The sequence below is a fragment of the Pandoraea captiosa genome (assembly GCF_902459775.1).
GTDB classification, from domain to species: Bacteria; Pseudomonadota; Gammaproteobacteria; order Burkholderiales; family Burkholderiaceae; genus Pandoraea; species Pandoraea captiosa.
Genome location: NZ_CABPSQ010000007.1, coordinates 63,212 through 88,416 on the forward strand (window position 1 = coordinate 63,212; position 25,205 = coordinate 88,416).

The 25,205-nt window shown below is 64.8% G+C and carries 24 protein-coding genes; 2 read left to right on the plus strand and 22 right to left on the minus strand.

Annotation, left to right across the window (positions count from 1 at the left end):
* Positions 1 to 12 precede the first annotated feature (12 nt).
* From fliP to fliF, 11 genes are all read right to left on the minus strand, one after another.
* Positions 13 to 819: a flagellar type III secretion system pore protein FliP gene (gene fliP, locus PCA31118_RS17800; RefSeq protein WP_150626446.1), complete on the minus strand. Its 807-nt coding sequence runs from the start codon at positions 817 to 819 to the stop codon at positions 13 to 15.
* Positions 819 to 1,412 carry a flagellar biosynthetic protein FliO gene (fliO, locus tag PCA31118_RS17805; protein ID WP_246190296.1) on the minus strand — a complete coding sequence of 198 codons (594 nt, stop codon included), beginning with the start codon at positions 1,410 to 1,412 and terminating at the stop codon, positions 819 to 821. The genes fliP and fliO overlap by 1 nt, the downstream gene beginning before the upstream one ends.
* A gap of 20 nt (positions 1,413 to 1,432) precedes the next feature.
* Positions 1,433 to 1,888, minus strand: a complete 456-nt coding sequence (gene fliN / locus PCA31118_RS17810; protein ID WP_150626447.1) for a flagellar motor switch protein FliN — start codon at positions 1,886 to 1,888, stop codon at positions 1,433 to 1,435.
* Positions 1,888 to 2,886, minus strand: coding sequence for a flagellar motor switch protein FliM (gene fliM, locus PCA31118_RS17815; RefSeq protein WP_044457461.1), 999 nt, complete (start codon positions 2,884 to 2,886; stop codon positions 1,888 to 1,890). The genes fliN and fliM overlap by 1 nt, the downstream gene beginning before the upstream one ends.
* Before the next feature lie 7 nt (positions 2,887 to 2,893).
* On the minus strand, positions 2,894 to 3,376 hold the full coding sequence (gene fliL / locus PCA31118_RS17820) for a flagellar basal body-associated protein FliL (RefSeq protein ID WP_150626448.1): 483 nt from the start codon (positions 3,374 to 3,376) through the stop codon (positions 2,894 to 2,896).
* 192 nt (positions 3,377 to 3,568) lie between these two features.
* Complete coding sequence (locus PCA31118_RS17825) at positions 3,569 to 5,047, minus strand: flagellar hook-length control protein FliK (protein WP_150626449.1); 1,479 nt, start codon at positions 5,045 to 5,047, stop codon at positions 3,569 to 3,571.
* A 19-nt stretch (positions 5,048 to 5,066) separates the two neighbouring features.
* The gene (gene fliJ / locus PCA31118_RS17830; protein WP_150626450.1) at positions 5,067 to 5,519 is read right to left on the minus strand and encodes a flagellar export protein FliJ; all 453 of its coding nucleotides are present in this window, start codon (positions 5,517 to 5,519) and stop codon (positions 5,067 to 5,069) included.
* 12 nt (positions 5,520 to 5,531) lie between these two features.
* Complete coding sequence (gene fliI, locus PCA31118_RS17835) at positions 5,532 to 6,908, minus strand: flagellar protein export ATPase FliI (protein ID WP_281356278.1); 1,377 nt, start codon at positions 6,906 to 6,908, stop codon at positions 5,532 to 5,534.
* Between the two features lie 371 nt (positions 6,909 to 7,279).
* Positions 7,280 to 7,939 (minus strand): flagellar assembly protein FliH, encoded by a 660-nt coding sequence (gene fliH / locus PCA31118_RS17840; protein WP_150626451.1) that lies wholly within the window; start codon positions 7,937 to 7,939, stop codon positions 7,280 to 7,282.
* Positions 7,940 to 7,958: 19 nt separating this feature from the next.
* A complete protein-coding gene (gene fliG / locus PCA31118_RS17845) occupies positions 7,959 to 8,957 on the minus strand; it encodes a flagellar motor switch protein FliG (protein ID WP_072617532.1) in 999 nt (332 codons plus the stop codon).
* Positions 8,944 to 10,638, minus strand: coding sequence for a flagellar basal-body MS-ring/collar protein FliF (gene fliF / locus PCA31118_RS17850; RefSeq protein ID WP_150626452.1), 1,695 nt, complete (start codon positions 10,636 to 10,638; stop codon positions 8,944 to 8,946). The genes fliG and fliF overlap by 14 nt, the downstream gene beginning before the upstream one ends.
* A gap of 363 nt (positions 10,639 to 11,001) precedes the next feature.
* On the opposite strand from fliF, the gene fliE reads away from it, so the two are divergent.
* Positions 11,002 to 11,337, plus strand: coding sequence for a flagellar hook-basal body complex protein FliE (gene fliE, locus PCA31118_RS17855; RefSeq protein WP_150626453.1), 336 nt, complete (start codon positions 11,002 to 11,004; stop codon positions 11,335 to 11,337).
* A 188-nt stretch (positions 11,338 to 11,525) separates the two neighbouring features.
* Here fliE and PCA31118_RS17860 read toward each other — a convergent pair whose 3' ends face one another.
* From PCA31118_RS17860 to PCA31118_RS17910, 11 genes are all read right to left on the minus strand, one after another.
* Positions 11,526 to 12,809 (minus strand): AAA family ATPase, encoded by a 1,284-nt coding sequence (locus PCA31118_RS17860; RefSeq protein ID WP_343043296.1) that lies wholly within the window; start codon positions 12,807 to 12,809, stop codon positions 11,526 to 11,528.
* A 170-nt stretch (positions 12,810 to 12,979) separates the two neighbouring features.
* Positions 12,980 to 13,348, minus strand: a complete 369-nt coding sequence (locus PCA31118_RS17865) for an EscU/YscU/HrcU family type III secretion system export apparatus switch protein (RefSeq protein ID WP_150626454.1) — start codon at positions 13,346 to 13,348, stop codon at positions 12,980 to 12,982.
* Positions 13,345 to 14,826 (minus strand): flagellar hook-length control protein FliK, encoded by a 1,482-nt coding sequence (gene fliK, locus PCA31118_RS17870; protein WP_150626455.1) that lies wholly within the window; start codon positions 14,824 to 14,826, stop codon positions 13,345 to 13,347. The genes PCA31118_RS17865 and fliK overlap by 4 nt, the downstream gene beginning before the upstream one ends.
* Before the next feature lie 41 nt (positions 14,827 to 14,867).
* On the minus strand, positions 14,868 to 15,206 hold the full coding sequence (locus PCA31118_RS17875) for a flagellar protein FliT (RefSeq protein ID WP_044457452.1): 339 nt from the start codon (positions 15,204 to 15,206) through the stop codon (positions 14,868 to 14,870).
* Positions 15,199 to 15,633, minus strand: a complete 435-nt coding sequence (fliS, locus tag PCA31118_RS17880; protein WP_044457451.1) for a flagellar export chaperone FliS — start codon at positions 15,631 to 15,633, stop codon at positions 15,199 to 15,201. The genes PCA31118_RS17875 and fliS overlap by 8 nt, the downstream gene beginning before the upstream one ends.
* Before the next feature lie 48 nt (positions 15,634 to 15,681).
* Positions 15,682 to 17,730, minus strand: coding sequence for a flagellar filament capping protein FliD (gene fliD / locus PCA31118_RS17885; RefSeq protein WP_174990516.1), 2,049 nt, complete (start codon positions 17,728 to 17,730; stop codon positions 15,682 to 15,684).
* 157 nt (positions 17,731 to 17,887) lie between these two features.
* Entirely contained in the window at positions 17,888 to 19,309 is a 1,422-nt protein-coding gene (locus PCA31118_RS17890; RefSeq protein ID WP_150626457.1) for a flagellin N-terminal helical domain-containing protein, read from the minus strand.
* Between the two features lie 507 nt (positions 19,310 to 19,816).
* Complete coding sequence (locus PCA31118_RS17895; protein WP_010807699.1) at positions 19,817 to 20,476, minus strand: response regulator; 660 nt, start codon at positions 20,474 to 20,476, stop codon at positions 19,817 to 19,819.
* Positions 20,473 to 21,381, minus strand: coding sequence for a sensor histidine kinase (locus tag PCA31118_RS17900; RefSeq protein WP_150626458.1), 909 nt, complete (start codon positions 21,379 to 21,381; stop codon positions 20,473 to 20,475). The genes PCA31118_RS17895 and PCA31118_RS17900 overlap by 4 nt, the downstream gene beginning before the upstream one ends.
* A gap of 381 nt (positions 21,382 to 21,762) precedes the next feature.
* Positions 21,763 to 23,157 (minus strand): sensor histidine kinase, encoded by a 1,395-nt coding sequence (locus PCA31118_RS17905; protein WP_246190297.1) that lies wholly within the window; start codon positions 23,155 to 23,157, stop codon positions 21,763 to 21,765.
* Positions 23,150 to 23,821 carry a response regulator transcription factor gene (locus PCA31118_RS17910; RefSeq protein ID WP_150626459.1) on the minus strand — a complete coding sequence of 224 codons (672 nt, stop codon included), beginning with the start codon at positions 23,819 to 23,821 and terminating at the stop codon, positions 23,150 to 23,152. Before PCA31118_RS17910 ends, PCA31118_RS17905 begins: the two co-directional genes overlap by 8 nt.
* 274 nt (positions 23,822 to 24,095) lie before the next feature.
* On the opposite strand from PCA31118_RS17910, the gene PCA31118_RS17915 reads away from it, so the two are divergent.
* Positions 24,096 to 25,136: an ABC transporter substrate-binding protein gene (locus PCA31118_RS17915; protein WP_150626460.1), complete on the plus strand. Its 1,041-nt coding sequence runs from the start codon at positions 24,096 to 24,098 to the stop codon at positions 25,134 to 25,136.
* Positions 25,137 to 25,205: the final 69 nt, after the last annotated feature.

Genomic DNA, 25,205 nt, shown 5'->3' on the forward strand with positions numbered 1-25,205 from the left:
GTCGCCCCCGCGCTACATCGTGAAGCTCTGGGCGAGCGAGCCCAGCAGCAATTGCCAGCCGTCGACCACCACGAACAGCATGAGCTTGAAAGGCAGCGAGACAGTGGACGGCGACACCATCATCATCCCCATGGCCATCAGCACGCTGGCGACCACCAGATCGATGATGAGGAACGGAATGAAGATCGTGAAGCCGATCTGGAACGCGGTCTTGAGCTCGCTCGTCGCGAAGGCGGGCACGAGAATGCGCATCGGCACATCTTCGGGGCCGTTCATCGGCGGGGTCTTGGCGAGCTTGGCGAAGAGCGCGAGGTCCGCCTCGCGCGTCTGCTTGAGCATGAACGCGTGGAACGGCTTGGCGCCGGTGTCGACTGCCTGCTCAAAACTGATCTTGTTCGCGGCGAACGGCTGATAGGCGTTGGTGTAGACCTGATCGAACACGGGCGACATGACGAAGAACGTCAGGAACAGCGCCAGACCGATCAGGATCTGGTTCGGCGGCGAGGTCGTCACGCCGATGGCATGGCGCAGCAGCGAGAGCACGATGATGATGCGCGTGAAGGCGGTCATCATGAGCAACATCGCGGGCAGGAAGCCCAGCGACGTGAGCAGCAGCATCGTCTGCACGGACAGCGAATAGGTCTGTCCGCCGCCGGGCGCCGGTGTCGTGGTGAAGGCGGGCAGAGTCGCCTGCGCCAGGGCGATGCCCGGCAATGCCAGACAGACGAGGCATGCGAGCGCCAGACCGAGGGTCAGGCCAAGGGACAGACCGGCCTTGCGTGCAGCAAAGCGGGCAGACGACACACCGCCGGACGACATCAGGAATCCTTCTTCATGGACTCGCGCAACTTTTGCGCAAAAGCTTGCGCGGCGCGATTGGCCTGCGCCCCCGGATGGGCGACGGCGGGCGCGGCAGGCAGGTCGGCGACGCGGTCCGCGTCGATGACATGCAGGCTGCGCACCTGGCCGGGCGCGACGCCGAGCACCACCCAGTCGCCCGCGACCTCCACCACCACCACACGTTCGCGCTGGCCGACGGCCGCGCTTCCCACGATGCGCACGTTGCCCCCGCCGAGCGGGCGTTGCAGGCCGAAGCGCTTCGCAAGCCAGGCCAGCCCGAACAGCAGCGCGAGCACCAGTACCAGGCCGAAGCCCGTCTGGACGATGCCTGCGCCGCCAAGGCTCGGCACCGCCGCAGCCTGCGAGGCCGCGCCTTGTGCGTAGGCGGTGGACGTGCAAAGCCAGCCAAGCGCCACGCCGGTCGGGCCGGTCAGGGTGGTCAGGGCGGTCGGGCGAATCAGTGCGGAGATCGGGGATGTCAGCAAACGGGACAGACGATGCGCCACGCGGTGCATGGCGCGAGCGGAGGCGGGCGCCGTGGCGGCGCTTGCCGCAGCACGCCGCACGGGCATGCCGCGGACTTTCGTTGCAATCATCGGTTGAGCTTACGGATGCGTTCGGATGGCGTGATGATATCAGTCAGGCGGATGCCGAACTTGTCGTTCACAACCACGACTTCACCCTGCGCAATGAGACAACCGTTGACCAGCACGTCCATCGGCTCGCCGGCCATGCCGTCGAGTTCCACCACGGAGCCTTGCGCGAGTTGCAGCAGGTTCTTGATGGCGATCTTGGTGCGGCCCAGCTCCACGGTCATCTGGACCGGGATGTCGAGAATCAGATCGATGTCGTTGTGCGTGGCCGTTGCCGGATTGCCCGCCGTGGCCGCAAGCGGCTGGAACACAGGGGCGGCCGGCGCGCTCTGGGCGAAAGCGGGTTGCGGTGCGGCCGCCGCCGGCTCGGCAGCGGTCTGCTCTGCCATGGCACTGGCCCACTCGTCCGCCATGGCCTGGGCGTCGTCACCGGGCGTTTGAGGGGTATCGCTCATCACTCGTTGTCCTTCGTGTAATCGCTGTGCGAATGGTTGATCATCTGGTTCACGCGCAGCGCGTATTGACCGTTGAAGACGCCGTAATTGCAGTGCATCACGGGCACGCCGTCGACCTTGGCTTCGAGCACCTCGGGCACGTCGAGCGGAATGACGTCGCCCACGCGCATGTTGAGCAACTGCGAGAGCGTCATGTCGACCTGCGCGAGGTTCGTCACGATCTCCACGTCGGCGGCCTGCACCTGCTGCGAGAGCAGCCGCACCCAGCGCTTGTCGACTTCGAGCGTCTCGCCTTGCAACGGGCTCGAGAGCTGGTCGCGCATGGGCTCGATCATCGAGTACGGCATGCAGATGTGGAATTCGCCGCCGACCGAGCCGAACTCGATGTCGAACGTGGTCGTGACCACCACCTCATTGGGCGTGGCAACGTTCGCGAACTGCGTGTGCATTTCGGCGCGCACGTATTCGAACTCGACCGGATACACCGGTTTCCACGATGCGCCGTAGTTCTCGAACACCAGATCGAGCAGGCGCGCGATGATGCGCTGTTCGGTCTGCGTGAAGTCGCGTCCTTCGACGCGGGTATGGAACCGGCCGTCGCCGCCGAACAGGTTGTCCACCACGAGAAACACGAGATTCGGATCGAACACGAACAGCGCCGTGCCGCGCAGCGGTTTGATGTGGACCAGGTTGAGGTTGGTCGGGACGGGCAGGTTGCGAATGAACTCGCTGTACTTCTGCACGCGTACCGGGCTCACCGAAATTTCGGCGCTGCGGCGCATGAAGTTGAACAGCGCAATGCGGAACAGTCGCGAGAAGCGGTCGTTGATGATTTCGAGCGTGGGCATGCGCCCACGCACGATGCGCTCTTGCGTCGCGATGTTGTATGGCCGGATGCCGGAATGATCTTCCGAATCGGACCGGTCATCCTGTTCGCCGGTGACACCCTTCAGAAGGGCATCGACTTCTTCCTGCGACAGGAACTCCTCATGCGCCATGAATCACTCACTGAATTACAAACGCGGTGAACAGGACGTCGCCCACGGCTTGCTGCGGCATGTTGGCGGCGAACGGCTGCGCGACCAACGAACGGATCTCGCTTGCCAGACGGCGCTTGCCATCGATGGTGGCCAGGTCCTGCGGCTGCTTCGACGACAGCAACAACAACACTCGACTACGCACCTCGGGCATGTGCTGCGTAATGCGGGCCTGCGTTTCGGCATCCGCCACCTTGAGCGAGAGGCCGATGTGCAGGTAGCGCTCGCCATCTTCGCCCGAAAGGTTCACCGTGAACGCGTCCATGCTCACGAACACGGGCGGCGGGGGCGGCGGCGGTGCTTTTGCCGTTTCGTGACGTCCGGTCAGCAAATACACGGCCGTTGCGGCGCCGGCCGCTGCCATGAGCGCAACCGCCACGATCAACAGAATCCATTTGCGCATGCCCCCTCCGGGGGGAGCCGCGGCTTGCGTCGGTGCGGGATTTGCCATGTATTCGCCTGCTATTGGGTAATGATTGTCGGCCAACCCGCCAAGGGGTGATCGACCGAAAAGAAGGGACAATCGCGTCTAACTCGCGTCTTTGTCTTAACGGCAGAAAAACCCGCTTGCTTTAGGGTGCTGAGACGGGTGCTGCGACCGGTGCCGCGACGGGTGTCGCGACTTCAGGCATCTCAGGCTGACTTACGCAAAGGTGTCCACGAAGCCGTTGCTCGCGCGCACAGGCACGGTCACGGTGGTGGCGATGGCGCCGTCGTCGGTGCTCTGGCCGAAGCCTGGCGTGCCGCGCGCGTTGCCATTGCCGTTACCGTTCCCGGCGCCGTTGCCGTTCGCGCCTTGTTGGGCAAAGGCTTGCTGCTGCGAGCTGTCGCTGCTCACTGTCGTGTTGCCCAGCGCGATGCCATTGTTGGCCAGGCTTTCGCGCAACTGCGGCAGCGCGGCCTGCACCGCGTCGCGCACGGCGGCGTGTTGCGAGACGAACATCGCCTGCGCCGAATCGTTCGCCACGTTCAGCACCACGTGCAGCGGGCCGAGATCCGGCGGGTTCAGGCTCAGCTGTGCCGTTTGTGCGTGGGCGCCGGACAGCCACACCACCTGTTGCGAGAGCTGATGGTTCCAGTCCTGCGTACCCACGCGTGCATTCAGGGCGAGCGTGGCGGGCAGATTGGCCTGTGCCTGCAACTGCGGCGAGGCGTCTACGGCAGGCGTTGACGTTTGCGCGACCTGTGCAGCGGCCTGAGCCGCCTGTGTGGCTGTGGCAGCGGCTTGCGACACCGCGTCGCGCTGGCCTTGCGCCTGTGCGAGCGCGTCGGCCATGCGTTGTGCGTTTTGCGCGTCGGTGGCCGCGACCGGCGGGGTGGACTTTGCGTCCGTCGCCACGGGTTGTGTTGTGGGCGAAGTGGCCGCGGCGGCATTTCTGGCCAGCGTGTCGAGCGAGACGCCACCCGTCAGGGGGGTCGTCGATGCGGCCGGCGTGACCGTGCCCTTGACCGGCGTACCCGCTGCGGCGGTGGTCGTTCCCTTGGCGTCGGCTTCGGCGGCGCCAGTGCCGACCGGCGGCTGCCCCGTCAGTTGTGCTGCGCCTGCGGCCTGCATGGCTCCCGTTACGGCGGCCGTGATGGCGGCACCGGTGCCGGGCTTGCCGTCGGTGACGGTCGCGTCCGCGTTCGCCGTGGCCGGGGCGGGTGCCGTGACCTGTAGCGGTGCGTTGTTCATGGCGGCGAGCGCGACGGCAAGCGCTGCGGCCGGATCGCCCGGGGCGGCAGTTGCCTGCGTTTCCTCCTCGTCGTCCTTGCCGTCGTCGGCGTTCGACTTCGAGGGGGTTTTCGAAGCGTTCGTTTGGTTGGTCTGGCCGGTTTGGCTGCTTTGGCCACTTTGGCCACTTTGGCCCGCCTGCGTCGTCTGGCTCGTCGACGCGTTGTCGGTTGATTTGGTCGATTTGGTGCTGTTCGACGCGTCGGACGAACTCGTCTGGGTGCCCTGCGCGGCGTTGTTGTCCGTGGCGGCTGCGGGCTGCGCGCTCTGGCGCGTTTGCTGCGAGAGCACGGCGGCGAAGGGCAGTGCGCTGCTGTCGTCGCTGTTCGACGAACCGGCGCGATTGTTGCCGCTCATGGCCTGGTTGCCAGCACCGGTGGCATCGGTCAGGAAGCTCAGAATCGACATAGTGGGCTCACCTATTCCTTTAAATCGAGGACTCGGCACGGCGGCGCAGACTGCGCGCGGCGTACTCGTCGTTTTCCTTCTGCTCGCGACGCGCGACACGCACGGCAGTGCGAGCGGCTTCGCGCGAGGCGAGCGTGCCGAAGGAGTTCAGGCGGCGCTGCTGGGCCTGCCATTCGCGGCGCGCGGCCGTCAGACGCTCCTCCGCCTGCTGGAGCAGCATGGCCTGCTGTCCGATGGCGGTGTCGAGCGTATCGATGAATTGCTGGAAGTTGCGCCAGTCGCACCCTGCCATGCCCTGAACCGTCGCCGTCTGCATGCGCGTGCGGTACTCGTGACGGTACTGGCGCAGCGCTTCGAGCTGACGCTCGACTTCGGCGCGTTGCGTCTGACGCTCGCCAAGCAGGCGCGCGGCTTCGTCCACGTCCTTCTGGGCGAGTTCGATGAGCAACTTGAGGGGCAGGGTGGAATTCATGGCCGCCTCCGGTTAGTGGAACAGCCCGCGCAACTGCTGCACGGCGTCCGGATAACTGGCCCGCTCGCGCATGCCTTGCTGCAGGAACGCTTCGAGACGGGGATAGAGCTCGATCGCCTGATCGAGCATCGGGTCGCTGCCCGGTGCGTACGCGCCCACATTGATGAGGTCGCGGTTGCGCTGGTAGCGGGAGAGCATTTGCTTGAAGCGGCGCACCGTATCGAACTGGCCATCGTCGATGAGTGCGGCCATCGCCCGGCTGATCGATTGTTCGATGTCGATGGCGGGGTAGTGACCCGACTCGGCGAGCTGACGCGAGAGCACGATGTGGCCGTCGAGAATGGCCCGTGCCGAGTCGGCGATGGGGTCCTGCTGGTCGTCGCCTTCCGTGAGCACGGTGTAGAACGCAGTGATCGAGCCGCCGCCGTCCGGGCCGTTGCCGGCGCGCTCCACCAGCGCCGGGAGCTTGGCAAACACCGAGGGCGGATAGCCCTTCGTGGCGGGCGGCTCGCCGATGGCCAGCGCGATTTCGCGTTGTGCCATGGCGTAGCGCGTGAGCGAATCCATGATCAGCAGCACGTCCTTGCCCTGGTCGCGAAAGTACTCGGCGAGTGTGGTGGCGTAGGCCGCGCCTTGCAGACGCAACAGCGGCGAGACGTCGGCCGGCGCCGCCACGACGACGGAGCGCGCCAGACCGTCCGGCCCGAGAATGTTCTCGATGAAGTCTTTCACTTCGCGGCCACGCTCGCCGATCAGCCCCACGACGATGACTTCGGCTTGCGTGAAGCGGGCCATCATGCCGAGCAGCACGCTCTTGCCTACGCCCGAACCGGCGAACAGGCCCATGCGCTGGCCGCGCCCCACGGTGAGCAGCGAGTTGATGGCGCGCACGCCGACGTCGAGTACGGATTCGATGGGCGCGCGGCCGAGCGGGTTGATCGGCACCGAGGCGAGCGAGGCGCTGTCGGTCATGCCGAGCGGGCCGAAGTCGTCCAGCGGACGGCCGGCGGCATCGACCACACGGCCGAGCAGCGCTTCGCCCACGGGCAGGCGCTTGCCGTTGTGGCGCTGCTGCGGCAGCGGGCCGTCGGCAGCGGGCTCCATCGGAAACACGCGTGCGCCGGGCAGCAGGCCCGCCACTTCGGTCTGCGGCATGAGGAACAGGCGGTCGCCCCCGAAGCCGACGACTTCGGCCTCAGCGGTGGCGGGTTCGCGCGACGCGTCGTGCACGGGCAGTTCGATCAGGCAACCCGCGCCGACCGGCAAACGCAGGCCCACGGCTTCGAGCACCAGACCGGCTGCGCGCGTGAGACGACCGCAGCGGCGCGTCGGTTCGACCGCATGCACGTGCGCAATGCGCTCGCGCAGCGTGTTCTGCCAGCGGCGCAGATGCGCGTCGCGGGAAATCTCGCGCGCGTTCAGCGCATTGTGCGCGGCATGGCTGGCGGCCCTTGGCGCAGCGGCGGCGCTTTCGTGGCCCCCGTTGCCCCCGTTGTCCTCGTTGCTTCCGCCGGCATGCTGCTTTTGACGAGCCGCGTCGTCGTCGTCGCCGGAGGCAACCGGCGCTTCGTCCTGATCGACGTGATCGTCATGATCGTCGGGCTGCAACGCCCCGGCTTGCGCCGTATGTGCGTTCGTATCGATCTCATCCCACAACCGCACCGAAGGCGTGGTGCCGTCGTTGGCGGGCGCCGGCGCATGCGTGTTCTCGGTGCTGGGCAGCACCGGTGCATGGGCGGTGAGGGGGGTGAGTTCGGCGTTCACCACGGCAGATCCTTGCCGAGGGCGGCCATCACGCGCTGCCAGCGGGTGGCGACGGTAGCGTCGACTTCGCCGCTGGCGGCTTCGGCCTTGCAGCCGCCGCGTCCGATCGAGGGATCGGCTCGCACGGTCCAGCCGGCAGCGCGCAACTCCGCGCCGACGTGGGACTCGACGAGTTCGACGTCTTCCGGATTGAGGAGCAGACGCGGGGCGCCCGTGAGCGGATCGTTGGTCAGCAGGTCGCGCACGATCGGCAGCAGCGTTTCCGGGTGGATCGAGAGCGTCTGATGCAAGGCCTGACGCGCGATGTCGAGCGCGAGGCCGAGCAGCGGTTCGGCGACTTCGCGGTCGATGGCGTTCACGGCGTCGCCGAACCCATGTGCGATGTCGGCGAGTTGTGCAGCGCGCGCATCGACTTCATGTTTTCCGGCGGCCTGTCCTGCGGCATAACCTTCGGCATGCCCGGCCGCGTAGCCTTGTGCGTGACCCTCGGCGCGCGCTTCTTCGCGCCAGGCGGCAATCTGCTGCACCAGCGCGGGATCGTCGAGCGGGTTGGGCGGAGCCGGTTGCGGCGGTGGCGGGGGCGGCGGCGGGTCGAACGACGCCATCTCCCAGCGTTGCCAGGCGGAGAGGCGTTCTTTCGGAATGATGGTCGACATGCGCGCGGGCCCCGTTTCGTTACACGTACGCGTCGTCGCCGCGGCCGCCGATCATGATGGCGCCCTGATCGGCCAGGCGCCGTACCACTTGCAGCACCTTCTTCTGTTCGGCTTCCACTTCCGAGACCCGTACCGGGCCGCGCGACTCCAGGTCTTCGCGCAACAGCTCGGCCGCACGGGCCGACATGTTCTTGAAGAACTTCTCGCGCAGTTCGGACGGCGCACCCTTGAGCGCGATGATGAGCGACTCGGATTCGATTTCCTTGAGCAGCACCTGGATGCTGCGGTCTTCCACGTCGAGCAGGTTCTCGAACACGAACATTTCTTCGACGATCTTCGCCGCGAGGTCCGAGTCGTAGTTGCGCACGGCTTCGATGACCGATTCTTCGTGCACGCCGCCCAGATAGTTGAGGATTTCCGCCGCAGTGCGCACGCCGCCCATCGGGCTGCGCTTGATGTTCTCGCTGCCCGAAAGGAGCTTGGTGAGGACGTCGTTCAGTTCGCGAAGCGCGGCCGGCTGAATGCCGTCGAGCGTGGCGATACGCAGCACCACGTCGTTACGCAGACGCTCGGTGAAGAGCGCGAGCACTTCCGACGCCTGATCGCGGTCGAGGTGCACGAGGATCGTCGCAATGATCTGCGGGTGTTCGTGACGAATCAGTTCGGCGACCGCCGTGGAGTCCATCCACTTCAGGCCTTCGATGCCGCTGGTGTCGCCGCCCTGCAGAATGCGCTCGATCAGGCCGGCGGCCTTGTCGTTGCCCAGCGCCTTGTTGAGCACCGAGCGGATGTATTCGGACGAATCGAGCGAGAGCGCCGAGTGCTGTTCGGCTTCGAGCACGAAGTCCTGCAGCACGTCGGCGATCTGGTCGCGCGTGACCTGCCGCAGCGAGGCCATCGCCGCGCCGAGCTTCTGCACTTCGCGTGGCGCGAGGTACTTGAAGACCTCGGCCGCTTCATCTTCGCCCAGCGACATCAGGAGGATGGCGCTGCGTTGGAGTCCCTCAGCCGCGCTCATCGCCACCACCCACCCATGCTTTGACTACCGTTGCCACGATCTTCGGATCCTGTCGCGCCACTTGGCGTGCGTACTGCAAATTACGTTCGTAGGCGCTGAGTTCGCCTCGCTTGCCGGCTTCGCCGTCGGCGTCTTCGCCTTCTGCCCCCTCGGCGCCTGCGGCGCCGCCGGCGGCACCCCCGACACCGGCCAGCGACGGCTCGGCCGGCGGTGGCGGTGTCAGGTGCTTGCGAATGGCCGGACGAATCACGCCGAACCACAGATACAGACCGATCAGGCCGATGAGCACCCACTTGCCGACTTGCTTGGCCAGTTCGATGTTCTGGCGCTGACGCCACCACGGCAGGTTGGCTTCCGGATCGGTTTCGACCGTGAACGCGCTGTTGACGATGTTGATCGTGTCGCCGCGCTGGCCGGAGAACCCGATGGCTTCCTTGGACAGGTTCTGAATCTGGTCGAGTTGGGCCTGCGTGAGCGCCACCATGGCGGGCTTGCCCTTCGCATCGGTGCCCGGACGATAGTTCACGACAATTGCCGCCGACAGGCGCTTCAGACCCCCCGTGGCCTGCTGAACGTGGCGAATCGTGCGGTCGACTTCGTAGTTGACCGTAGCGTCCTTGCGATCGCTGCGCGGACCTTGCGGCGCGCTTGCCGCCCCTGGCGTCGCGGCGCCTTGCTGGGCGAACTGCTGCTGTTGCTGCGTGATCGGCGCGGTGGCCTGTCCCGGCGGCTGGTTCGACAGCGCGCCCGGCACGCCGCCCGCGGCGTTCGCACCGATCTGCGACGATTCGCTGCTTTGCTGGCTGCGCACCGCCTGCTCGCCTGCGTTCGGCTTGTAGTTCTCCGAGGTCTGCTCGACCTGGTTGAAGTCGACGTCGGCAGTCACTTGCGCGTGCACGTTACCGGGGCCGACGATCGGATTCAGGATCGCTTCGATACGGCGTGCGTACGACTGTTCGAGCTCGCGAACGTACTTGAGCTGGCTGGCGTCCAGTCCCAGAGCGTTGCCGCTTTGGGCGGAGAGCAGATTGCCGTTCTGATCGAGCACGGTCACGTTCTTGACCGGCAGTTCCGGCACGCTCGACGCGACCATGTGCACGATGGCGCTCACCTGTGCGTCATCGAGTACCCGGCCCGGATAGAGCGTGACAAGCACCGAGGCGCTCGGCTTTTGCTGCTCGCGCACGAACACGGAGGGTTTCGGAATGGCCAGATGCACGCGCGCGGCCTGCACGGCGGAGAGGGATTCGACCGAGCGCGCGAGTTCCCCTTCGAGGGCGCGCTGGTAGTTGACCTGTTCGGCGAACTGGCTGATGCCGAACTTCTGGTTGTCCATCAGTTCGAAGCCCACCAGCCCGCCCTTGGGCAGACCTTGGGACGCCAGACGCAGACGTACGTCGTGCACCTGCTCGGCGGGCACCAGAATGGCGCCGCCGCCCTCGGCGAACTTGTACGGCACGTTCATCTGCTGGAGCGAGGTGATGATGGCGCCGCCGTCGCGATCGCTCAGGTTGCTGTACAGCACCTTGTAATCGGGGGCGCGGCTCCACAGGAAGACGGCGATCAGCAATGCGACGATGGCCGCGCCGCCAATGAGCAACGGCAGGCGCTCGCGGGAGCGCAGCTGCGCGAGCAGGGGCGGCTTGGCGGCGACGTCAGCCGTCTGGGTGGCGGCATTCATGCGCGGCTCCACGCCAGAGGCATTGATATGACGGTCATCGCGGTGGAAGTGCTCACTAACATGCGACAGAATTCTCCGGATACGCTTGGCGACGTGCGCGCATCCTTGGGGGGAGTTAAGGATTGGTAAGACGCTCGGTCATGGTGCGCACGACGCCGATGGTCCTGATTATTCGTTGGTGAATGTGGAATCGTTTCGAGGATTAGGCGGGTCTTTTACCGTTAATTAGGCTATTGAGGGCTTGCCAGGCGGTGGTAAGCTCCGACGTGACTGATAAAAGGCAAACCGGCGTGGGTCGCGCGAATGCGCGGGAGGCCGGTGGCGTCATCGACACGAGCAAGGACAAGCGCAAGGACAAGCACCATGGCCATTCCGGGAATCGAATCGGTACTGCAAAAGCTGGGCGGCGTCGCGTCGCAGGCGGCGGGCTCGATCATGGGCACGACCAGTGCCGGCGCAGGCGCCACGTCGAAGACGGGAGGATTTGCTGCCGAGCTCGAAGCGTCGCTCAAGCGCGTGTCGGCGTCGCAAAACGGTGCGGAAGCGCAGGCCCGCGCGTTCGAAATGGGCGAGCCGGGGGTGGCGCTCAACGATGTCATGGTCGACCTGCAGAAAGCCAACATCGGCTTCCAGATGAGCGTGCAAGTCCGTAACAAGCTCGTGTCGGCCTACACCACTGTGATGAATATGCAGGTCTGATGCCGCGTCGTTCGTCGACCGCATCGGTTCTGAAGGCAGCCCCGTCCGACGACGGGGCTTTTTTGTGCCCGCTGCGTTTGGTGGGCTTCGCGGCGCGTCGTTTTCAACGGCCTGGTGCAGTCGATCGGGAGGACGTGCGGGGCGATGTTGCACACCGCGCCCAACTTCGACGCAGTTTCGCGGAACCCCTAAGCCGCGTCCGCGGGCGTCAGCTCAGGCATGATTCGCTTCAGAAATTCATGAAAGCGCGGCACGCTGAATTCCGTTTCTCCAATCAGCGTTTCGTGGAGCATGCCCTTGGCCACCAGCGCCTCCTGGACGGGCTCCAGGGCCTGCGCGGGCTCACCGAAATGCATTGCAATGGCTCTCGCGTCGTGTGGGCCTGCCCCCATTTCCGCCATAACGCGTAGGTAGCGCCGCTCCAAAAACGTCAGACGTTGGAAGCGAAGTCGGTAGAAGTTCTTGTCCAGCGCCTCAATTGCGGAAGTCGAGATCTGTCTGACATGCTCGTACGTAATCGGGCTTTCGTTGGCGGCCCTCCACGCAAGCTTTCCCCATTGCTGAAGGAAGTACGGGTACGCACCGGTCTGCGCCACGATTTCGTCCAACGCGTCAGGTGAAATCAGGACGCCTTCTCGCTCGGCGGGGATCGCGATGGCGTTGCGCGCATCGATGTCGGCGAGCGGGCCAATGTCGTGAATCTCAAACATGCGTTCCGCGTAGGATTTGGCGTCGCCGACTTTCTTGATCAACGGCGGCAAACCTGCCGCGACAAGCATGATGGGCAATTGGTGCTGAGTACAACGATGAAGCGCGTAAAGCAGTGACGACAGTTGCTGCTGGGGCATCCCCTGAAACTCGTCGATGAAGATGACGAGGGCGGTGCGGGCCAAACGTGCCGCACGTCCGGCCTCTACAAGGAGGGTGCACAGGTCAAGCTCAAGATCGCCACAATCTGCCAGCCCGGGCTCCGGCGGGTAATCCAGACCCACCTCAATGTCGCCATATTTGACTCTCAGTCCGGCGACGAAGCCGGAAAGTGCGCGTAGTCCACGAATTACCGCGTCCTTCGCCATTTGAACCTGGTTCATACGTAGTAGCGCGACTCGTATGGCCGGTGCGATGGAGGCTGGCAGTGACTTCACCTCCGGGGCTTCGAGATGTACCGTAATTGCGCCTTGTTGCTCAGCGTCATATAGCAACCGCTCGAGAAGTACTGTCTTGCCCACGCCTCGGAGGCCAACGAGCAGTTGCCCGTTAGCGTGACGTCCGCTTAGAAGGCGATCAATGCAGATTCGCACTTCCTCTCGTGTGTCATGGCGCCCGGACAGGACCGGAGGCACGGCGCCTGCGCCAGGATTGAATGGGCTGAGTTTGCCGTCCATTTTTCTGATGAGATCGAAAGGGTGAGCAAGGGACGTGTGTGCGGACGTACGCCGCAACACGTCACGGAAGAAAAATGCTATTGGCATCCCTTGCTTCGTGCGCGCGGCGAGCGGGTCCGTCGCTGCGAGAACCGCCGCAACAGCCTTCAACGGTGGGCTTCAGACGAATCGGGCGAGCAAACGACCAATCACGGAAATCGGACGGTTCACGCGATACACGCGTCTCGCGTGCATTGCATGACCTAGCGTCTACGGTGTCAGGCGGACGGCGTCGGGGAGGGCGGGGTGGGGGCGGGGCCAGACGCATCCGGCTGCACATCTGCCGCAACGACGCCCGGCGGCAGCGGGGGTGGGTTGCCGCCGCGACCCGCTTCGAGCTTGTAAAGCCAGGCCAGCAGTTCGGCGACCGCCTGATACAGTTGCGCCGGAATGCGCTGGTCGAGATCGACCTGCATCAGCAGGCTCACCAGTTCCGGCGACTCGTGCACGTACAGGCCATGCTCGCGCGCAGTGCGCACGATGGTCTCGGCGAGCAGGCCGTAACCCTTGGCTACCACGCGCGGCGCCGTATCCTTCGCGCCATAGGCCAATGCGACCGCCGTGCGGCGCTCCGGTGGCAACGTCATGCTTCACCTCCGGTTTTTGGCGTGGGTGCATTCACAGGTACGGGCAGTTCGGCCGTCGAGGTGTCGGACGACGGTGAATTCACCGCCCCTTCGCTCCCGACCTGCGACATCGGGGCGGGCCCTGCGGTGTCCTCCCCTTCCTTTCCTTCATCCCGCTCGTCAAGCGAACCCATCGCACCGAACGACAACTGGCTCGCAATCAGGCCGACTGCGGCCAGCCGCTGACGCAAATCCTCGCCCTCGTTGGACAGCGCATCCGTGGCGTCGGTCGAGTCGGCCAGCAAGCGCGCCTGCAACTGCTGTCCCGACAAGCCGAGCGTGACGTCGATGGTGCCGAGCGACGGCAGTGTCAAACGCAAATGCGTATGCCACGTCGACGGCGCTGCGGCCTCCCCCGGGGCGGGCTGTCCAGGGCGCTCCTCGACCTGCCACTCCATGGGGGCACCCGGCCACGCCATGCCGTTCCACTGAAACTGGGGATTGACGAGCATGTCGAGCTGCTGACGCACCAGCGTCACGCTCTCCGCCGGGGTGTTCGCCACGGCCGCCATCGCTGCGGCGGCGCCATGCGGCGGCGCTGCCGTTGCTGTGCCGCCTGCCGCCAGCGCGGCGTCGCCGCCGTCATGACCGGACGGCAGCACGCTGCTTGTCGTATGCGCCACGCTTGCCGCGTGCGCCAGTGCATTGGCGGTATTCGGAAGGTTCGCGCTTGCGCGAAGCCCGCCATCGGCACCGTCGGAGACACCCGGCTGCGCCGGTGTACCGGACGGGAGGGTGCCTGGCGGCGACGCGGGAGAAGGATTCGGTGCCGCCGTCGGCAACGTCGAAGCGCTCAGTGTCGAAGGACCCAGGGTCGGCCAGCCCGTCGCCAGTGCAGCTTCGCCCCCGGCCGGGCCAAGCAAACGCGCGAGGGGGCCGGGCCCGGGCAGCGTGGCATCGGCCCCGGCCGCGCGCAGTTGCGCGGCGAGGTTGGCGGACGCCGGCCAGCGCAACTGGGGCTCGGCTTGCAATTGCTCGAACGAACGACTGCCCGAGGCCCATTGCGACAAGTGCGATTCGTAGAAGAGCCCGCTCGTGGACAGGGCTTCCTTGAGCGCGGCAGCGACGAGGGGCGCCAGCGCCGGCGCACCGGTGCCGGGCGCTGCGGGCCACACCGGGGCGCTCGCCTGCACGGGGCCGGGCGATTCGGGCGCGATACGCAGGATGGTGTCGATGGTGCGCGCGGCAGCGGAAAGCGTTGCCTGCTGAACCGGGGTGGGGGTGCGGGCGGCGCTTTGCGGTGTCGCGTTGCCAAGCGCCACGGCCGTCGGCGACGTTCTGGTCGCCAGGTCGCCCAACGCGGAGGTCGCATCGCCGGCGGGTTGTGTACCGGCAATCGCAGTGGGCGCCGTCGTCGACGAGGCGCCTTGCCCGATGCCGAGCAGCGAGTCGAGCCGCCGGGCGAGCGTGGTGGCCAGAACCGAGTCGAGACCGGCCATGCTTGACTCCGAGATGCGGACGATGTGACGCGCAGCGCGCGTCAGGCGCCCAGGTTCAGGCCGTAGACTTCGTGCAGGGCACGTTGACGGCGCGTGCTGTTGATCATGGCGTCGAGGTGCGCCAGATGAGGAACCGCGAGATCGCGAATGGCGGCATCGTCGGCCAGAATGCGGCGAATGATGGCGTGCTTGCGCGAGCGCTCGTCCTCCGAGAGCGGCAGATCGGCGTCGAGTTGCTTGATCGCGTCGACCTGCGCACGATACTGCGACTCAAGGTCGATGAGGGCATCCCAGTCGCCATCACGCGCCACGCCGAGCATGCGTTCCGTGAGGCCGGCAATACTTTCGTAACAGTTCAGCAAGGTCGTCGCTTCATTCATAGCGCACTCCGGTGCCCGCCTGAACGGCGGGGGCACCCGTGCCGGTGCTCGGCGCGATCGCTCGCCAGGCCGATGCAATGGTGTCGAGCAGGGTGTCGACTTCTTGTACCTTGGCCACGTCGTTCTCGAGATTCGCTTCGAGCAGACGTCGCCCCATGTAGTCGTAGAGATCACGCAAGTTGCGTGACAGTTCCCCACCGACTTCCATATTCAGTCCATCGCGCAGCCCGCCGATGATCTCGATGGCCTTCGAGATGGCCTGACCGCGCTCGGCGATGCGACCGTCTTCGAAATGCACGCGCGCCTTGGTGAGCGCGGCCTTCGCGCCGTCGAAGAGCATCACGATGAGCTGATGCGGACTGGCGGCGATCACGCCCGTTTCGAGACCGACCTTGCGATACGCGTTGGCGGCGTTTTGACCGTACATGACTTTCTCCGAAGCGCGTGGCCGATGTGCGTTGCGTGCCTGCTGCGATTACTTCGACGACGAAGACGACGAAGACGATCCGCCCAGCACCTGCTTGAGGTAGTCGCTCGTGTTCTGCAGCTTGGCCATGGTCGCGTCGAGTGCCGTGAACTGCGCGAGATAGCGGCTCTGCATCTGCGTCATCTGGTCCTGCCAGTCGCTCTCCTGCTGCTGGATCTGCTTGATCGTGGTGTTCAGGCTCGTCTTCGCGCTCGAAATGGCGCCCGTGGCGCCCAGGAAATCCGTCACCTGGTTATTGAGCAGCGACGCATAGCCCTGCGAGAACGCCACCGTGCCGCGACTGCCCGTGGCCGTGCCGCCGATCGTGAGCTTCAGGCCGTCGACGGCCGTCCCGGCGCCGCCCGTGAGCGTTTGACCGGAGCCGACGGCCAGCATGCCGCCGATCGTACCTTGTACATCGACGCCCGTCTTGAGCGTGTTGGTGCCGAACACCGCATCGAAAGCGGAGCCGCCGGTGACCTGAACGCGCGAGGCCGACCCGTAGCGGTTGGACGTGATGGTCAGAATACCGCCCTTCTGGGCCACGCCCACGGCCGAGCCTGCGGCCGAGAACACGCTGTTGCCGTTGATCGCCGACTGAATGGCCGTGGCGAGCTGGTCCGCCGTGTAAGTGCCGGCAGGGATCACCACGCTGGCATTGTTGCCGTCGAGCGTGATGTTCAGTTGATTGTTCCCGGCCGTGATCGTGGTGCTCGCAGGCAACGTGGCGGAGCCGGTCGCGGTGCCCTGCGTGGCCGCCTGCGTGATGTTCACGGCGTAGTTGCCCGGCTGCGTCTTGCTCGACGAGCTGTTGTACGTCACCAGACTGTCGCTGCTGATGCCGTTGGTCGCGAGCAGCGAGGCGAGTTGCTGGAAGCCGTTGCCGCTCGTCATCGCCTTGTTCAGCGCGGTGGTGTCGACCGTCAGCGTGCCGTCGTTCTGGAAGTTCACGCCGATCTGGGCGAGCGACGTCAGGCCGTTGCCCTGCACGCCCGGCAGACGGCCGTTCAGAATGGTTTGCAGCTGCGTTTGCACCAGATTCACCGTCGAGTCGCCGATCAGGGCGCCCGTGGCCTGCCCCGTCGGATCGTACTTGGTGAGCGAGCTCATCGTGCTTTGCAGCGTGTTGTACGCCGTGGCAAAGCTTTGTACCGCCGAGGTGACCGCGCTGGTGTTGTTGCTCAGGGTGACGGTCGTCGTGCCTGCCTTGGCGAGCGACAGCGTCAGGCCCTGCACGGCATTCTGGACGGTGTTCGTGGCGCTGGTGATGGCAAGACCGTTGACGGTGAGCTTGGCATTTTGTCCCGCCGCCGTTTGCGTCAGGTTCTGCGTGCCGGTCGCGTCGTAGGTCAGCATGTTGGCAATCGTTGCGTCGCCACCGGCGGCCGCGCTGATGTTCATGCTCATCGCCTCGCCCGTCGTCTTCGACGTGAGCACGAGGCGGTACGGCGTGTTACTGCCGTCGTTGACGATCGTGGCATTGACCGGAGCGCCGGATGCGTTGATCGCGTCGCGAATGCCTTGCAGCGAGTTGTTGGTGCTGTCGATGGTGATCGTCACCGGTTGCTGCGAGGCGTTGGCCGTGAAGCCTGCGCCGGAGTAGACACCGTCGGTGAGCGTGCCGCCGGTGATGGTACCGAACGAGAAGGTCAGCTTGGTCGCCGTGCCGGAGCCGATGGCGCTCGTCTGATTGGTCACGCCGCTTGTCGTCAGGCTCTGTGCCTGCGCCAGTTGCGAAACGTTGACGCTGTACGAGCCGGCGGCTGCGCCCGTGCCGCTCGATGCGGTGAGAATCGTGTTGTCGCCGACGTTGGCCGACATTTGCAGATATTGCGACGCGCTCGACAGGGTCAGCAGCGACGCCTGGAACGCGGAGAGCGAAGATTGCAGCTGACCGAGTGCGGAGAGCTTGGTCTGGTAGCTCGTTTCCTGGTTCTTCAGCAGCGTGAGCTTGTTGTTCGCTGGCTGCATCAGGCTCGTGACAAGCGCATTGACGTCCAGCCCCGAGCCGATGCCGGGAGAGGAAATGCTGCCAGTCGAAGACGTTGAAGTTGCCATGTTTTCTGCTCTCGCTTTGTTGAACTCGGGCTTCCTTGCCGACATGCCGCAACAGGTCGGTCTGTAAAGCTTAAGGCGGCGGCACCGCTTGATGCAGTGACGCCGCCGGCGGACCGCACGCTCGCGCGTGCGGTTTGACTTCAGTGCAGCTCCGGAATTACTGGAGGAGCTTGAGCACTTGCTGCGGCAGCTGGTTGGCTTGCGACAGCATCGAGATACCGGCTTGTTGCAGGATCTGCGAGCGGGTCAGGTTAGCCGTTTCCGCTGCGTAGTCCGTATCTTGCACGCCCGAACGCGCTTGCGTCAGGTTTTGCGTCGTGGTCGACAGGCTCGAGATCGTCGACTGGAAGCGGTTTTGCGTAGCACCCAGCGTTGCGTTGAACGAGTCGACCGTGTTGATGGCCGCGTCGATCTGCGACAGCATCAGCGTGGCGCTGTTGACCGACTTCACGTCTGCGGTCGCCAGGCTGCCCGACGTCGTGTACGTGCCGGCGGTCAGGCCGAGTTGCGTCAGGGTGCTCGGCGTGCCGGCGTTGGTCGACGAGATATTGAACGACTGACCCGAGCTGATGTGCATTGCGCCGGTCGAATCGATGAACGCGTTGATGCCGATGTTCGCCGAGTTGATCGCGGTGGCCAGGTCCGACGAGTTCTTGAACGTGCCGGTGATGTCGTGGGCAACGCCGTTGACCGTGAAGGTCAGGTCGCCGGTCGACAGCGTGGTCTGGAATTGCGAAGCCACACCGGTCGACGTGACCGCTGCACCGCCTGCGGCGATCGAAGCCGGCAGACCCAGCGTCGTTTGCGCCGTACCGCCGACGGTCAGCGCAGCGGCCGGATCCGTGTTGGCGATGACCAGCTGACCCGACGAGTTCACCGAAGCGATGTTCGCCGTGAAGCCTGCCTTGGCGCCGGCCGTGTTGATGGCGGCAGCCAGGTCGTTGGCGTTGTTGTACGTGCCGGCGGCAACGTTCTGTGCCGTGCCCGTACCGTCGGTGATCGTCAGATCGCCAGCAGCGATCGTGAACGACAGCGGGTTGGTCGTCGAGTTGGCTTGAGCCACGGCGCCGATGCTTTGCGTGGTCATGCTTTGCGACAGGTCGACCGAGATGGTCTGGCCGGCGTTGGCGCCAACCTGGAAGTTCGCCACGCCCATCGTGCCGTTGAGCACCGACAGACCGTTGAACTGGGTTTGCGAAGCCGTACGGTTGATTTCAGCCAGACGCTGTTGGACTTCCTGGTCCAGAGCGGCACGGTCCGAATCCGAGTTCGTGGCGTTGGTTGCCTGAACGGCCAGCGTGCGGATGCGTTGCAGGTTGTCGGTGATCGACGACAGGGCGCCCGCAGCGGTTTGCACCAGCGAGATACCGTCGTTGGCGTTGCGCTGGGCTTGCGTCAGACCGTTGACCTGTGCCGACATACGGTCGGTAATGGCCAGACCGGCAGCATCGTCAGCAGCGCTGTTGATGCGCAGACCCGACGACAGACGCGTGATCGAGGTTTGCAGCGCGCCTTGCGACGAGCTCAGGTTACGTTGAGCAACCAGCGAGAAGATATTGGTATTGATGACAGATGCCATTTAGCAACTCCTTTCCCAAATTATTTGGCTCCGGCTTAAGCGCCGTAACTTTGGCTCACCAGCCAATCGCCGAAAGCCGCCGTTGTAGGGGATATCGGACGCGCTTTGGGAAAATTTAGGGTGGCTTTGCAAAATGCTTTCGCCACTTCCGTCGACTTGGCGGGTCGATGTCGGAAAAACGCTAGAAAGCCAGTCTACAAATTTCCTCCACGGTTGATCGGTCAAGGAAAGGGGCAATGTGCCGCCTATTCTTGTCCTGTAAGGCTCGGAGAGGCGCCGGGGTGGGGATGATCTGTTGCGTGCCGGACCGCAATTCTCAAGTCGTGGGGGCGCGGGCCGAGCGTCGAAAAAATTTTTTCGGCGCTGTGAAAATTCTTCTCAATGGCGTCGGTCGACGTCGAAAACGCGCGTGGCCCGCATTGGCGGGCCACGAAGTGAGTACTTAGTTCTGGTGATTCCCGAGGAATCTTGCAGGAAATGTGGTGACGGTATCCGTACCGAACGCGCTCAGGCGCAGACCGGCCCCATCTCGGCGCTGACCAGTCCGTGCTGCATCACGTAATACGTCAGCTCGGCGTTATTGTTCAGTCGCATCTTTTCCAGCAAGCGGGTGCGGTACACGCTCACGGTCTTCACTGAGAGGGACAGCGCGTTGGCAATGTCCGTCAGGCGTTTGCCCGAGCCGATCATGCACAGCGTTTGGTATTCGCGGTCCGACAGGCGCTCGTGCGGCGGCTGGTCGGCGTCCGGGCCGAGATAGTCGGCGAGCGTTTCGGCGACCATCGGACTCACGTACTTGCGGCCTGCGGCCACTTGTCGTACGGCCGAGACCAGTTGCTGGGCGTTCGAGCGTTTGCTCAGATAACCGGCAGCGCCGGCCTTGAGGGCGCGCAGCGCGAACTGACCTTCGCCATACATGCTGAAGATCATGATCGGCAGACGCGGATGCTTGCGCCGCAACGTCTTGAGAATTTCCAGGCCGTTCGTGTCGGGCAGCGAGATGTCGAGCAGAACGATGTCCCATTGCGCGGCGTCGGTCATCTCCAGCGCTTCCGCGCCGCAGTCGGCTTCGCCAATGACGGCAATACTCCCGCTATCGGAGAGCAATTGCCGGACGCCCTGGCGCACGATGGCGTGGTCGTCGACGATGAGCACTCTAAGCGTCATGATGCGTATCCGTGAAGAGCAAGCGATTCCGGGCCATGCTGGCCGGTCGGGGCAGTAAGGATCTGATGCCAGGGAAGCCGTGCACTCACGAGCGTTCCCGATCCCTGAACACTGCCGATTCGTAGTGTGCCGCCGAGCGCCGTGCAGCGCTCGCGCATGCCAACCAATCCGAAATGTCCCTGCTTGCGACGTGCGCCGCGGGTCAGCCCGCAACCGTCGTCGGAAATCGTGAGTTTGAGTGAACGATGGCCGCCATCGAGCGCCACGACCACGCGCGTGGCGCGAGCGTGACGGGCAACGTTGGTGAGGGCTTCCTGCGCAATGCGGTACAAGGCCAGCACGGCCTCGGGTGTCAGGTTTGCGACGCGCTCGCGCGTCACGTCGTCACAGCGCCAGATGCACGTGAGCCCGCTTTGCTCGCCGAAGCCGCGTACCCATGCGCGCAGCGAAACGGCAAGGCCCGCGTCGAGCGCGGGCGGGCGGTTGCGGCCGACGATCTGGTCGGCAGCGTCTTGTGCAGCGTTCGCTACGTTCTGAATCTGGGTGCAGAAGGATTGCCATTCGGCGGCGTTTGTCGGCGCGCGATCGGCCAGACGCGCCACCGCCAGTTGCAATGCCGTGAGATGTGCGCCAAGCCCGTCGTGCATTTCCTGCGCGAGTCGGGTGCGCTCGGCTTCGCGGGCGGCGTCGATCTTGCGAGCGACGGACTGCGCGATCGATCGTGCCGACGCCGTGGCGGCCGCCCGTGCGGGACGTGAGGCCGGCTCCACCGGCGGCACATTCTCGCAGGCGGCGGGCTGAACCATGTCCGAAGTCTGTGGCGTCGTGGCGCGTGCGTGCAACGCGTCGTCAATGGACGCGCGACGTCTCGCAGCCTGTGCGGCAGGATCGACGAGAAACGGCATGGAGGCAAATCCCTGAGAGAAAAAGTCCCGTGCCGCAACCCACGCGGCGAGACCCACATTCAATTTAACAAACTTTACATTTCGTCACAATTACACGCGGCGGGCACTCGCGTGGTTGACAGCGATGCGTAACTATTTGATTTGGATCAAGAAGTTTTCGCCTGCTTGAGGGGATTTCTGCGAAGACCCCGAATATATCAGGGTTTGTCCTAGCGCATCCAGTCGAGCGTATGTTTCAAACGACATTCTTGACCCAAGACAAGCATAACGCCTAGATTCAGGGCGTTATTTCATACGGTTGTGATTTTCTTTCGGGCGACGACACGGGTATACCACGCGCCGACCGGCGGTCTATCGGTGTCGCGCACCGCTTGACGCGCCTCATAGGGCGTTGCTTTCGGTCTCCAAATCGATGGGGAGCGTGACGGTGACGATCAGGCCACGGCCGTCCTCGCCGGGCGCGAGCGTCACCGACCCGTGGCTGGCCGTCGCGATCTCTCTGACGATGGCCAGACCCAGACCGGTGCCGGGCTGCCCCGGTGGCGCATTGCGATAGAAGCGCTCGAACACGCGCTGACGCGCCTCGGCCTGGATGCCGGGCCCGTCGTCGATGACGCGCAGGCGGGCAGTGCCCTCGGAACGGTCGATGGCGACCGTCACGCGTCCACCCTCGTGGATGTAGCGGATCGCATTGTCGACAAGATTCATGACCATCGCATGAAACAGTTCGCCGTTGCCCGCCACCCACACATGCGCCTCGTCGGTCTCCAGCCCCAGATCGATGTCGCGTCGCTGTGCCAGCGCCACGAGTTCTTCCAGGACCCCGGCTGCCACGCTTACCAGATCCACACGCGTTCGCGAGAAGGCCGGGGTGTCCGCGGCCTCTGCCTGCGACAGGAGCAACAACTTGTTGGTCAGGTCCGCGAGCCCACGACTGCTGGTCTGCATTGCAGCGAGTACATCGGCGAGGGCGGCACGGTCGTCGAGCTGGGCGGCGAACTGCAACTGCGTATCGAGCAGTGTGAGCGGCGTGCGTAGCTGATGTGCGGCGTCGGCCACGAAGCGGCGCTGTTGCTGCGCTTGCGCCGAGAGTCGCTGAATGCACAGATTGATCGCATCGACGATGGGGCGCAGTTCCGTTTGCAACTGCCCGGCACGAATCGGCACCAGTTCCTGCGGCGCGCGCCCTGCGACTTCGTCCTTGAGCCGGATGAGCGGGTGCAGCTCCACCGTCAGGCCGATGAGCACCAGCACGGCGGCCAACGCGGCCATTGCGATCTGGCGGTGCAGCGACGGCTCCCACAACTTCGCCAGCATGTCGTCGCGCGCATGCATCGTCTCGGCCACCACGACCGCCACGCGGTGCGGTACGCCGGAGTCGTACATCGTGCGCACGAAGCTGATGGCGCGCAGCGGCTCGCCATTCACGGTGACGTTCGAATACGTGGGCACCGTCTGAGGAAATAACGGCGGATGCGGAAAGTCGGGTGGCCCGGCGAGCAGACGGCCGTCTTCCGTAATCACCTGATAGAACACCCGGTCGCGCGCGGGGGAGGCAAACAGCTCCAGCGCCGACGGCGGCACACTCGCGCGCAGCGCGCCGTCGACCCAGGCCAGTTCGCCCGCAATCACCTGGGCGGACGTGAGCAGCGCACGGTCCTGCACGAGTTCTGCCGTGTCATGCGCGCTTCGGTAGGACAGCCAGCCGCTCGCGCCGATGTACAGCGAGAGCGGCAACATCAGCCACATCAGCAGCCGCACGCGCAGACTAAGCATCTTTTTCGCGCAGCAAATAGCCGAGCCCGCGCAAGGTCATGATCGCCGCACGGCTGGTTTCGAGTTTTTTACGAAGACGATGGATGTAGATCTCGATGGCGTCTGCACTGGGCTCGTCGTCAAGCCCGAAGACGCCATCGACGAGCGCGCTCTTGGCGACGGTCTTGCCTTGCTTGCGCATGAGAATTTCGAGCACGGCATGCTCGCGCGAGGGCAATGCGAGCGGCGCGCCCCCAATGGTGAACTGACGGGTGCCCGTGTGGTACGTCAGATCGGCGCACGTGAGGTCTGCGCTTTGCTCCGGCGCATGGCGACGCGCAAGGGCTTTCACGCGGGCGATCAGCTCGCGCACTTCGAAGGGTTTCACCAGGTAATCGTCGGCGCCGGCCCCAAGGCAATCGACCTTCTCGTCGACCGAGCCACTGGCCGTGAGAATGATGACGGGCACGTTGTTGCGCCGCTCGCGCAGCCGTCGCAGCACATGCTTGCCGCCGAGCTTGGGCAGCATCAGGTCGAGCAGCACCACGTCGTACGTTTCCGTTTGCAGCAGACGGTCGGCGGCGTCGCCGTCGCGCGCGGCATCGACGGTGAAGTTGTCGTCGCGCAGCATGCGGGCGAGCCAGTGGGCCAGCGTCTCGTTGTCTTCGATGAGCAGCAGTTTCATGACAGGAAAGCAGAATGCGACGCGAGTGTGCCCGGGGAACGACGGCGAGCCAACAGCGGGTAAACACCCATGGGGCGCCGCCGAAAACCTGCAGGTGGCGAAAGCTTGATGAAAGCTTCGGTTTTCTACAATTTGCGGCAAGGCAGGGCGAACGCATTTCAGGACCGCTGCCGTGGCCGCGTGAGACGCATCGAGTCCACGCCAGGCCGGCTGGCGCCGACCGACGATTCGGGCGGCCCGGGCCATTATCCCTAAAAACGATGGAGACACCACAATGCGAGCAAGCCTTGGCGTGCGTGCGCCGAAAGCCTTCGTGAAACCCTTTCTGGCGGCCGTCGTCGGCGCGTCGCTGGCGTTGGCCGCAGCCCCCGGGTTCGCCGCCGACAGCGGCAAGGTCACGATCATGGTGGGCGGCATCACCAAGATGATCTATCTGCCGGCCAAGCTGGCCGAGCAGCTCGGCTACTTCAAGGAAGAGGGGCTTAACGTCGAGTTGCTGTCGCAGCCCGCTGGCGTCGACGCCGAAAACGAATTGCTCGCCGGTGCCGTGCAGGCCGTGGTCGGTTTCTACGACCACTCCATCGACTTGCAGAGCAAGGGCAAGGAAATTCAGGCGATCGTCATCTTCGGTCAGGTGCCGGGTGAAGTCGAACTGGTCAATGCCAAGAGCAAGGACACCATCAAGAGCATGGCCGACGTGAAGGGCAAGACCCTTGGCGTGACCGGTCTCGGCTCGTCCACGAACTTTCTCACGCAGTACCTTGCGGCCAAGCACGGCCTGAAGTCGTCCGACTACTCGGTGCTGCCGGTCGGCGCCGACAATACCTTCATCGCCGCCATCAAGCAAAACCGTATCGATGCCGGCATGACCACCGAGCCGACCGCCTCACAGCTCATCAAGACGGGCGACGCCGCCGTGCTCGTGGACATGCGCACGATGGAAGGCACGGTCGCCGCGCTCGGCGGCGCTTATCCCGCATCGAGCCTGTACGTGCAGCGCGCGTGGCTGGACAAGCACAAGCCTGAAGCCGCCAAGCTGGCCCGTGCTTTCGTGAAGACGCTCAAGTACATCAACACGCACTCGGCGGCCGAGATTACCGAGAAGATGCCGAAGGACTACTACGGCAACAACAAGGCGCTGTACGTACAGGCCCTGCAGAACTCGCTGCCGATGTACTCGCCGGACGGCCGCATGCCCAAGGGCGGGCCGGAGACGGTGCTCAAGGTCCTCTCCGCGTTCAATCCGAACGTCAAGGGCAAGCACATCGATCTGTCGAAGACGTACACCAACGAGTTCGTCGATCAGGTGAAGTAAGCCGGGTCGGGTGCGCGCGGCCGACGACGCGCAGCCCTTTCCCGTTTTCCGTTTCCCGTTCTGCGATGC